Here is a 9,129-nt window from a genome sequence, read left to right on the forward strand (position 1 = left end):
GAGCAGCCCTGATCGGCCTGGCGGACGCTCCGGGTCGGTGGGGTCTCATCGGTTCAGCTTCTGCATCCGCCAGGTCACGAAGGTGCCGATCGGGCTCCAGAGCAGGAAGGGCACCAGCAGCAGGCTGGCGGGACTCGAGATGGGCAGCAGCGCCAGCGCCAGGCCCAGGCCCCAGAGCCACCCAGCCAGGCCTGCGGCCGTTCCCCAGGCGAGCCGCCGGGTGCGGCAGATCAGCAGCGTGTAGCTCTGCACCAGCACCAGCAGCACCAGGAAGCCCACCATGGCCAGCGGCGCCGTCACCCCACCGGCCCACCAGCGCAGCAGGGACGCGGCATAGAAGCAGAGGTAGATGACCGACCAGATCAGTGGGATCCAGCGCTCGAAGGTGAGCCAGCGGGGCCGGCGCAGCCGCAGGAACCAGGCGAACTGCTGCCGGCTCGGGGTCAGGACGGCGATCACCAGGCCCATCACCAGCAGGATCGTCAGCCAGGCAGGCATGGGATGGGAGCCGTGTCCCTCCAGCGTGGCCTGTCTGCGGTTGAATGCACCATGCCCCAGCCCGCCCGGCAGGCTTTGCCATGACCCAGGACTCCTCGCCCACCATCGAGTCGGTGCTCCAGGAACAGCGGCAGTTCGATCCGCCGCCCCAGCTGGCCGCCGAGGCCCGCATCGGTTCGATGGCGGCCTACGAAGCGCTGGCGGCGCGCGCCCAGGCCGATCCCGATGGCTTCTGGGGAGAGGCGGCCCGGCGCGAGCTGCACTGGTTCGAGCCCTTCGAGACGGTGCTCGACTGGAGCCATCCGCCCTTCGCCCGCTGGTTCGAGGGGGGCACCACCAACCTTTCCTACAACTGCCTCGATCGCCACCTGGAGGGCCCCCGGGCCGACAAGACGGCCCTGATCTGGGAAGGCGAACCGGGCGACGTGCGCCGCTTCACCTACCGCGAGCTGCACGCCGAGGTCTGTCGCGCCGCCAATGCCCTCAAAGGCCTCGGTGTCGGCAAGGGGGATCTGGTGGCCCTGTACATGCCGATGGTGCCGGAGGCGGCCATTGCCATGCTGGCCTGCGCCCGCATCGGCGCCCCCCACTCGGTGGTGTTCGGCGGCTTCTCCGCTGAGGCCCTGCGCGACCGTCTGAACGACGGGCAGGTGAAGCTGGTGATCACCGCCGACGGCGGCTTCCGCAAGGACAAGGCCGTGTCCCTCAAACCGGCGGTGGATCAGGCCCTGGATGAGGGGTGCCCCAGCGTCGAGCACGTGCTGGTGGTACGCCGCACCGGCGAGGCCACCGCCTTCGAGGCCGGCCGCGACCTCTGGTGGCATGAGCTGGTGGATGGCCAGAGCGCCGACTGCCCGGCCGAGCCCATGGCCAGCGAAGACCGTCTCTTCGTGCTTTACACCTCCGGTTCCACCGGCAAACCCAAGGGGGTGGTGCACACCACCGCCGGCTACAACCTCTGGGCCCATCTCACCTTCCAGTGGATCTTCGACATCCGCGAGGACGACATTCACTGGTGCACCGCCGATGTGGGCTGGATCACCGGCCACAGCTACATCGTCTATGGGCCACTCTCCAACGGCGCCACCACGCTCATGTACGAGGGGGCGCCGCGGCCGGCCAAGCCCGGGGCCTTCTGGGAGGTGATCGAGAAGCACCGGGTGACGATTTTCTACACCGCCCCCACGGCCATCCGCGCCTTCATGAAGAGCGGCCGTGCGGTACCCGACCGCTACGACATGTCCAGCCTGCGCATCCTCGGCACCGTCGGCGAGCCGATCAATCCGGAGGCCTGGATGTGGTATCGCGATGTGATCGGCGGCGACCGCTGCCCCGTGGTGGACACCTGGTGGCAGACCGAGACCGGCGGGGTGATGATCAGCCCCCTGCCCGGGGCCACCCCCACCAAGCCCGGCTCGGCCACCCTGCCCCTGCCAGGGATCGTCGCCGACGTGGTCGACCTGGAGGGCAACAGCGTGCCCACCGGCCAGGGGGGCTACCTGGCGGTGCGGCGGCCCTGGCCCGGGATGATGCGCACCGTGCACGGGGATCCGGATCGCTTCCGTAGCAGCTACTGGGAGCACATTCGGCCCGCCGATGGCAGTTGGCTGTATTTCGCCGGCGACGGCGCCCGCCGCGACGCTGATGGCTATTTCTGGGTGATGGGCCGGGTCGATGACGTGATCAACGTCTCCGGCCACCGGCTGGGCACGATGGAGATCGAATCGGCCCTGGTCAGCCACCCGTCGGTGGCGGAGGCCGCGGTGGTGGGCCGACCCGACGATCTCAAGGGGGAGGGAATTGTGGCCTTCGTCACCCTGGATGTGGGGGTGGAGGGCGATGCGGCCCTGGAGGCCGAGCTGCGCCGCCATGTGGGCCTGGAGATCGGGCCGATTGCTCGGCCCGACATCATCCGCTTCACCGATGCCTTGCCCAAGACCCGCAGCGGCAAGATCATGCGCCGGATCCTGCGCTCCCTGGCGTCGGGGCAGGAGGTGAGCGGCGACACCTCCACCCTTGAGGACCGTTCGGTGCTCGACCAGCTGCGGGTCTGAGGCCCTGAGCCAGCCCGGGCGGCCTCAGACAGCCCCAGCCCAGGTGCTGATCTGCTCGGCCAGCCGCTCCATGCCCCGCTGGCGGGCTGGATCATCGGCCCAGTCGCCGAGGAACTGTTTGCGAAGTCCGCCGCTGGCGGGGGTGAGGTGATCCCCGGGCAGCTCCACCAGGGTGGAGGCATCGCCTGTCCTGGCCTGCAGCACGCCGATCAGCCGGCCGCTCTGGTCGATGCTGTCGCGGCTGAAGCGCACCAGCAGGTTGCGGGGCTGGCGGTAGCTGTTGGCGATCTGGACCAGGGTGTCTTCCGGGGAGGGGCTGAATTCGCTGCGGAAGCGGAATTGCTGGCCCAACTCCGCCAGGAAGGGGATCGATCGCTCGGCTGAGAAGTTGTTGAAGCTGAGGGCCACCAGGCCATCACAGCGCCGGCCCCCATCGGGCGCCAGCAGGTGCAGCTTGCAGCCCAGGCTGTGGCCCAGCCGCAGCAGGGTGGCTTCGGGCTGGCCGGTCTGTTGTTCGCGCCACTGGCGGAACAGCCGCCAGGCGGCGTTGGACTGGGACTGGTGGTCGAAGCCGGGCACGTAGCTCCAGGCATGGATCCGCCAGCCCCTGTTGGCCAGGGCCTCGAGAAAGCGCCGATAGCTCAGCTGGGGGGTGGCGGCCAGGTAGCTGCCACCGATGAATTCGATCAGTCCCCGGGGGCGGCCCGTGGGCTCCAGCGTCCAGAGCTCCCCCTGTTGTCGCCACGGCGTCACGGTCTCGTTCTCCCCCTTACGGATTGCGGCGCGGCTCAGGAGGCCTGGAGGCCACGCAGGGCGTCCAGGGCCTCGCGCCGGTGGGCCGGGCCATCGAGCAGGTTGTTGAAGACATGGCGGACCACCCCCTGGCCATCGATGACGTAGGTGACCCTGCCGGGCAGCAGGCCCAGCACGCTGGGCACGCCGAAGGCCTTGCGCAGCCGGTTGCCGCCATCCACCAGCAACGGAAACGGCAGCCGGTGGCGGTTGGCGAAGCGCCGGTGGCTGGCGGCATCGTCGCCGCTGACCCCCCACACCGCGGCCCCGAGCTCCTGCAGGTCGGCGTAGCTGTCCCGAAAGGCGCAAGCCTCCATGGTGCAGCCGGGGGTGTCGTCCTTGGGATAGAAGAACAGCACCAGGGCTTTGCCGTCCAGCTGGTCGCTGCGCCGTTCCGTGTCGTCCTGGTCGGGCAGAGCGATCAGAGGGGCGGTGTCGCCGGGGGCGAGGGCTGGAGCCACGAAAGCGGAGAAACGGCGGGACCTCTCCAGCCTAGGAAGCACGAAACCGGCAAGGCCTTGCCCGGGTTGCGACGATGGGGGGCGTGCGGACGGCGCCCGATGCAGGAGCAACCTGGTCTCTGGCAACAGAACGATCTGCTGGGAGTGGCGGCCCCGGTGCCGGCCGACCCGCCCCCCCCCGCCGCGACCCGGCCCGCCCCCCTGTCCCTGCCCGTCTGCGCCGGCCGCCCGCCGCGGGCCCTGCCCCGGGTTCCCGAGAAACTGTTGATCCTTGACACGGAGACCACCGGGCTCTCCACCCTCCAGGGCCAGTGCATCGAGGTGGGGGCGATTCTGTTCCATGTGCCCCAGCGGGCCGTGCTGAGCCAGGTGTCCTTCCTGCTGCCCAGCGCCGGTAACGCGGCCGAGGGCATCAACGGCATCCCTGCCGTGGTGACGCGTCTGGAGCAGCCCTGGCAGGAGGCCCTGGCTTGCTTCCGGGCCATGGTCGGCGCCTGTGACGCCTTGGTCGCCCACAACGTCGCTTTCGATCGGCAGTGGTTCGGCCTGGGGCCCCTGCCGGTGCTGGATCGCCCCTGGATCTGCTCGATGGAGGACATCCGCTGGCCGTCCGAGCGCCAGTTGCGCAGCACCCCTTCGGTCCGTGATCTGGCCCTGGCCTATGGGGTGCCGGTCTGGGCGGCCCATCGGGCCCTGACCGACTGCATCTACCTGGCCCAGGTGTTTGAGCGCTGCACCGACCTCGAGGCGCTGCTGCAGGCCGCCCTGGAGCCCCGCAGCCTCTACCGGGCGGAGCTTCCCTACGCCGAGCGTCACCGCGCCCGGGAGGCTGGTTTCCGCTGGAACGAAGCGGTGCCAAAGGCCTGGAGCCGCCGTCTCAGCCGGCGGGAGGCAGAGGCACTGGCCTTTCCCGTCCAGTTGATGCCTGAGCCTTCGCCTGTCGAAGGCCTGGCCCGCAGCGCCTGAGGCCGGCGCCGGATCTTCCGTTTTTGTTTCGATGGTTGAAGCAGAACCGGGTATACGGGGCGCTTCCTCGCGGCCTCCCCACCCTTGGAGTGTTCTTCCGGCGTCGCCGTCATGGTCACCCGGCTGCCAACCAGCTCCGGTGATGGCGCTGAACCCGCGCAGCACCGCGTGCGCCGCTGGCAGACAGCCCGCACCTGGGCACGGCTGATCCGGGAGGCGGAGGCCCTCTGGCGGGTCGACGTGCGCGCCCTGCGCCGGCTGGCGTCCCAGGAGCTGTTTCAGCTGGTGCAGGAGGTGCCACCCCGGCTGCGGCGGCGGGTCAATCTCTGGCTGGTGCGCTTCAACGTCGCCACCAGACTCCACTGACGTTGGCCCAGGCTCCAGCCAGGCGTGCAGGCCAAAAAAAATCAGCCGATGGGATCAGCTGACAGAAAAGGAAACGACCGACCAACGCCTTGGAAGAACGTTCGGCGGACCGGCTGAATCGGAGCGGCGGGATTCGAACCCACGACCCCCACTACCCCAAAGTGGTGCGCTACCAAGCTGCGCTACGCCCCGGCGGAATGAAGCTATCACAGCGTCCTTGGGGTCCCGCGACGCCTGGACAGCCGCCGCATCAGTCGGTTCGTGAGCCGTTGGCGCCCCATGACCGTGTAGCCACAGAGGTGCTCGCGGCGCGCCATCAGCCGCAGCTCCGCCAGACCCATCGTGGCCAGCTGCAGCTCAGGCAACCGCTGCCAGGCCATCGACGGCAGCGGCAGTTCGGAACCTTCCCGGCCCTCCCTGAATCCCTTCAGGGCGCTGCCGGCCATCCATTCAGGTACCAGCACGAACAACACCGCCAGCAGGCCGTAGAGCTCGACCAGCCCCTTGGGCAGCGGATGCAGCTGGCGCCTCGGCGGGTCCTGATCCTGATCCAGATCCTTGGTGGGGTCGTTCACGAAAACAGCGATGGCACCGAGACGCTCGGCCCCTGGCGCCACAGCAGAGGGGGCTCCCCGGAGGGGTTCAGCCGCACCGTCCAGAAGGCCAAGGCAAAACAGATCCCGACGGCGGCGATCAGGGCCACGATCACGACCCGATCGGAGAGAGGCTTCATACCTGTTCGCTGCGTACGCAGATCCGACGACTGGGCAGCTGTTCGAGGGTGAGCTCATCCCCCCGCAGGATCACCCGAAGGCTTTCGTTCTGATAGCGAAGCCCCGGAGCATCCGATTCCTCCCGGAACAGGGTGGACCGGGTGCGGCCAGCGATCAGAGAGGCCTGGGAGGCGTTGCGCTCCAGCACCACCGAGACGCGGTCACCGCAGAGGAAGCGTTCCCGTATGTCGTAGTTCTCCCACCAGGGGGACTGCATCGCCAGCAGGGGCAGGAGTCCGAGCGCGAGCAGCGGTGGGGCGGCCATGGCAGTAGCGGTCAGACGAGGGCGATCGGCGCATTGTCGCCGCGAAGGACGCAATGGGGGATGGCCCAGTCATAGCTTTCCCACACGGAGGCGGGAAGGAGGTAGGTGGCACCGGGATACGTGCCGAGGGTGAGGCCCGTGGGCTGGGCGGAGCAGTAAGGACGGCTTCCGGGCTTGGCCAGATACTGCTGGTGGTAGGGCTCAGCGACGTGGAAACGTCTGCTGGAGCCGATCTCGGTGGTGATCCTTCCCGCGCCGGCGGTATCGAGGGCCTCCTGGTACGCCTGGCGACTGGCTTCGGCCAGGGCCAGAAGCGTGGGGTCGTCCACGAAGATGGCCGATCGGTACTGGCTGCCCCGGTCGTTTCCCTGGCGGTTGCCCTGGGTGGGGTCGTGGCATTCCCAGAAGAGCTTGAGCAGATCGGCGAAGGAGATCCGGGCGGTGTCCCACACCACCCGCACCACCTCGGCGTGGCCGCTGCGGCCGCTGCAAACCTGCTCGTAGCTGGGGGAGGCGAGCTGGCCACCGGCGTAGCCCACCGCGGTGGTGATCACTCCGGGAAGCCGCCAGAAGCCCTTCTCCGCTCCCCAGAAGCAGCCGCAACCGAACTGGGCTTCCGCCTGGCCCTCCGCCGGCGGGGCCGCCAGGGGGGTGCCGAGAACGGCGTGGGTCCCTGCGGCCACCGCGCCGCCCTTGCCAGGGGCCGGGTTGCTGCTGTCGCTCGCGGGGCTGTTGAAGAGGCCGAACAAGGTTGATGCCGTCAGGACTCCAACCCTAGGAAGCGCCCTGATGATCCTGTTGCGGCACCAGGGCGATGTGGTTCAGCAGGGTGGTGATGAAGGCGAACAACAGAAAGGGCAGTGACAGCACCAGGATCAGGCCCACCCCCACCAGGGCGAACAGGGGGCGGCTTGCCCCCATCAAGGCCAGACCCGCCGCCAGGCTCACAAAGATCACGGCCATCCAGATCAGGACCTGGGCGTAGATGTCGCCGAAGGTCAGGGTGCAGCGAACGTTGAGCGGCTGGCTGAGGGGTGACGGGGTGGGGGCCATGGGGACGGCGTGGCAGGCGGTGATGGAACCACGGCCCTACCAGGTAAGCCCAGCCATGGTCCCTGGACCGAGCAACTCAACATCTGTTTGAAACCAGGTGCTGCATCCGGCCCGCGAGGGCCCAGCCGGTTCAAGCGGTCTGCAGCTGACGCACGGCTTCCTCCCGGTCCCAGAGACGGCGGTAGGTGCCCTCCTGTTGCAGCAGGTCGGTGTGGTGGCCCTCCTGGACGAGGTGACCCGCTTCGAGCACAAGGACCCGGTCACAGGCCGCCGCGGCCGAGAGCTGGTGGCTGATCATCACCACCGTGCGCCGCTGCTCCTCGCGCACCGAGCGCAGGATGCCCGCTGCGGTGGTGTTGTCGACGCTGGCCAGGGCGTCGTCGAGCACCAGCAGAGGGGCCTCCACCAGCAGCGCCCGCCCCAGGGCCGTGCGTTGGCGCTGGCCGCCGCTCAGGGTGATTCCCCGCTCTCCCACCAGCGTGCGGTAGCCATCGGGGAAGCCCTTGATGTCCCCCTCCAGCCGGGCCTGACGGGCGGCCTCCTCCACCCGCTCCATGCCCGCTTCGGGATCGCCGTAGCGCAGGTTGTCAGCCAGGCTGGCGGTGAACAGGTAGCCCTCCTGGGGCACCAGGGCCACCTGCCGACGCAGATCACTCAGCCGCAGCCTGGTCACGTCGACGCCGTCGAGGAACAGCTGGCCGGAAGGCACCTCCACCATCCGGCCGAGGGCCCGGGCCAGGGTGGTTTTGCCGCAACCCACCGGTCCCACCACCGCCACCAGCTCACCGGGGTGGATCGCGAAGCTGAGGTTCTCCAGGGCCGGCCGCTCCGCCCCCGGATAACGGACCGTCAGCCCCTTGGCCCTGACGGCCCCATGGGCCGGTCGTCCAGGGGGCAGCGGATCGGTGGGCGACACGATGGCCGGGGGGTGGCTGAGGAGGGCTTCCACCCGCTCCAGGCTCACCTGACCGGTCTGGAAGGTGTTGAGGGTGAAGCCCAGCAGGGCGGTCGGGAAGACCAGGCGTTCCACGAACAGGATCAGGGCCACCAGATCGCCGATGCTGAGTCGACCGCTTTCCAGCTGGCCGCTGCCCAGTGCCAGCAGCAGCAGCAGGCTGAGGGAGGCAATTCCTTCCAGCAGCGGAAAGAGGGTGCTGCGGGTGCTGGCCAGGGAGAGCTGGGCGTCCAGATAGACCTTGTTGAGAGCGGCGAAGGCCTTTCCCTCGGTGGCCTCCTGCCCGTAGATCTTGATGGCGCCGATGCCGCTGAGGTCCTCCTGGACCAGGTCGCTCAGGTTGGCCAGCACCTCCTGCTGGCGGCGCTGCTGTTTCATCATGCGGCCGCCGAACAGGCGCACCACCATCAACATGCCGGGGTAGAGCGATACCGCCGCCAGGCTCAGCAGCGGGTCGATCGCCAGCATCGCCGGCAGGGTGAGGGCATAGGCCAGCACGGTGTTGGTCAGGCTGAGCAGGGCGAAGCCCAGCAGGCGCCGGATGTTCTCCACATCACTGGTGGCACGGCTGATCACCTCGCCGCTGCCGGTGGTCTGTACCCAGCCGGGGTCCTGGGTGAGCACGTGGTCGAAGATGCGCTCCTTCAGGGTCGCTTCCACCTGACGGCCCACCCCGAACACGAGCATCCGCGAATAGAGGCGGGTGGCTCCCATCACCGTGGCCATCACGATGATCAGGCCCGCCACCCCGAGCACATCCGCCATCACGAAGCCGGGCTTGAGCGCATTGATCGTCTGCCGCACCACCAGGGGGATGGCCACCCCCAGCAGGTTCACCACCACCAGGGCGCCGGCCCCCACCAGCACCGTGCCCCTGTGCGGCCGGAGATAGCGCCCGATCAGATCCAGCCGCAGGGCGCTCATGCAGGAAGGGAGGGGCATCGGG

12 protein-coding genes and 1 tRNA gene are annotated in these 9,129 nt (G+C 69.0%); 3 read left to right on the forward strand and 10 right to left on the reverse strand.

All coding sequences use genetic code 11. The features are described from left to right. Positions 1-45 precede the first annotated feature (45 nt). The gene (locus tag KBY95_RS09730) at positions 46-498 is read right to left on the reverse strand and encodes a tryptophan-rich sensory protein (protein WP_254964794.1); all 453 of its coding nucleotides are present in this window, start codon (positions 496-498) and stop codon (positions 46-48) included. A gap of 80 nt (positions 499-578) precedes the next feature. On the opposite strand from KBY95_RS09730, the gene acs reads away from it, so the two are divergent. Beyond that, positions 579-2,552: an acetate--CoA ligase gene (gene acs, locus KBY95_RS09735; RefSeq protein ID WP_254964795.1), complete on the forward strand. Its 1,974-nt coding sequence runs from the start codon at positions 579-581 to the stop codon at positions 2,550-2,552. Positions 2,553-2,576: 24 nt separating this feature from the next. Here acs and KBY95_RS09740 read toward each other — a convergent pair whose 3' ends face one another. Continuing rightward, the gene (locus tag KBY95_RS09740) at positions 2,577-3,305 is read right to left on the reverse strand and encodes a DUF1350 family protein (protein WP_254964797.1); all 729 of its coding nucleotides are present in this window, start codon (positions 3,303-3,305) and stop codon (positions 2,577-2,579) included. Between the two features lie 35 nt (positions 3,306-3,340). Continuing rightward, a complete protein-coding gene (locus KBY95_RS09745; protein ID WP_254964798.1) occupies positions 3,341-3,805 on the reverse strand; it encodes a peroxiredoxin in 465 nt (154 codons plus the stop codon). Positions 3,806-3,904: 99 nt separating this feature from the next. On the opposite strand from KBY95_RS09745, the gene KBY95_RS09750 reads away from it, so the two are divergent. Both KBY95_RS09750 and KBY95_RS09755 read left to right on the forward strand, forming a co-directional pair. Continuing rightward, positions 3,905-4,771, forward strand: a complete 867-nt coding sequence (locus tag KBY95_RS09750; RefSeq protein WP_254964799.1) for a 3'-5' exonuclease — start codon at positions 3,905-3,907, stop codon at positions 4,769-4,771. Positions 4,772-4,882: 111 nt separating this feature from the next. Beyond that, complete coding sequence (locus tag KBY95_RS09755; protein WP_254951202.1) at positions 4,883-5,137, forward strand: hypothetical protein; 255 nt, start codon at positions 4,883-4,885, stop codon at positions 5,135-5,137. Between the two features lie 118 nt (positions 5,138-5,255). On the opposite strand, the gene KBY95_RS09760 is transcribed toward KBY95_RS09755, so the two are convergent. From KBY95_RS09760 to KBY95_RS09790, 7 genes are all read right to left on the reverse strand, one after another. Further along, positions 5,256-5,329: transfer RNA gene (locus KBY95_RS09760), tRNA-Pro, on the reverse strand. Positions 5,330-5,343: 14 nt separating this feature from the next. Beyond that, a complete protein-coding gene (locus tag KBY95_RS09765) occupies positions 5,344-5,712 on the reverse strand; it encodes a hypothetical protein (RefSeq protein ID WP_254964800.1) in 369 nt (122 codons plus the stop codon). Beyond that, on the reverse strand, positions 5,709-5,870 hold the full coding sequence (locus KBY95_RS09770) for a hypothetical protein (protein WP_254964801.1): 162 nt from the start codon (positions 5,868-5,870) through the stop codon (positions 5,709-5,711). The genes KBY95_RS09765 and KBY95_RS09770 overlap by 4 nt, the downstream gene beginning before the upstream one ends. Then, positions 5,867-6,175 (reverse strand): MliC family protein, encoded by a 309-nt coding sequence (locus KBY95_RS09775; protein WP_216908427.1) that lies wholly within the window; start codon positions 6,173-6,175, stop codon positions 5,867-5,869. Before KBY95_RS09775 ends, KBY95_RS09770 begins: the two co-directional genes overlap by 4 nt. Before the next feature lie 11 nt (positions 6,176-6,186). Continuing rightward, positions 6,187-6,924: a peptide-methionine (S)-S-oxide reductase MsrA gene (gene msrA, locus KBY95_RS09780; protein WP_254964802.1), complete on the reverse strand. Its 738-nt coding sequence runs from the start codon at positions 6,922-6,924 to the stop codon at positions 6,187-6,189. Positions 6,925-6,949: 25 nt separating this feature from the next. Beyond that, on the reverse strand, positions 6,950-7,228 hold the full coding sequence (locus KBY95_RS09785; protein WP_254951194.1) for a hypothetical protein: 279 nt from the start codon (positions 7,226-7,228) through the stop codon (positions 6,950-6,952). 130 nt (positions 7,229-7,358) lie between these two features. Continuing rightward, a complete protein-coding gene (locus KBY95_RS09790; protein ID WP_254964803.1) occupies positions 7,359-9,107 on the reverse strand; it encodes an ABC transporter ATP-binding protein in 1,749 nt (582 codons plus the stop codon). Between the last annotated feature and the right edge of the window lie 22 nt (positions 9,108-9,129).

It is taken from the genome of Cyanobium sp. Aljojuca 7A6 (assembly GCF_024346455.1).
Classification (GTDB): domain Bacteria; phylum Cyanobacteriota; class Cyanobacteriia; order PCC-6307; family Cyanobiaceae; genus Cyanobium.

What these genes read in the sequence shown, in the direction of transcription:
- acs (WP_254964795.1), top strand. Translation starts at nt 579, where the DNA reads ATGACCCAGGACTCCTCGCCCACCATCGAGTCGGTGCTCCAGGAACAG.
- KBY95_RS09730 (WP_254964794.1), bottom strand. Translation starts at nt 498, where the DNA reads ATGCCTGCCTGGCTGACGATCCTGCTGGTGATGGGCCTGGTGATCGCC.
- KBY95_RS09785 (WP_254951194.1), bottom strand. Translation starts at nt 7,228, where the DNA reads ATGGCCCCCACCCCGTCACCCCTCAGCCAGCCGCTCAACGTTCGCTGC.
- KBY95_RS09750 (WP_254964799.1), top strand. Translation starts at nt 3,905, where the DNA reads ATGCAGGAGCAACCTGGTCTCTGGCAACAGAACGATCTGCTGGGAGTG.
- KBY95_RS09775 (WP_216908427.1), bottom strand. Translation starts at nt 6,175, where the DNA reads ATGGCCGCCCCACCGCTGCTCGCGCTCGGACTCCTGCCCCTGCTGGCG.
- KBY95_RS09770 (WP_254964801.1), bottom strand. Translation starts at nt 5,870, where the DNA reads ATGAAGCCTCTCTCCGATCGGGTCGTGATCGTGGCCCTGATCGCCGCC.
- KBY95_RS09790 (WP_254964803.1), bottom strand. Translation starts at nt 9,107, where the DNA reads ATGAGCGCCCTGCGGCTGGATCTGATCGGGCGCTATCTCCGGCCGCAC.
- KBY95_RS09755 (WP_254951202.1), top strand. Translation starts at nt 4,883, where the DNA reads ATGGTCACCCGGCTGCCAACCAGCTCCGGTGATGGCGCTGAACCCGCG.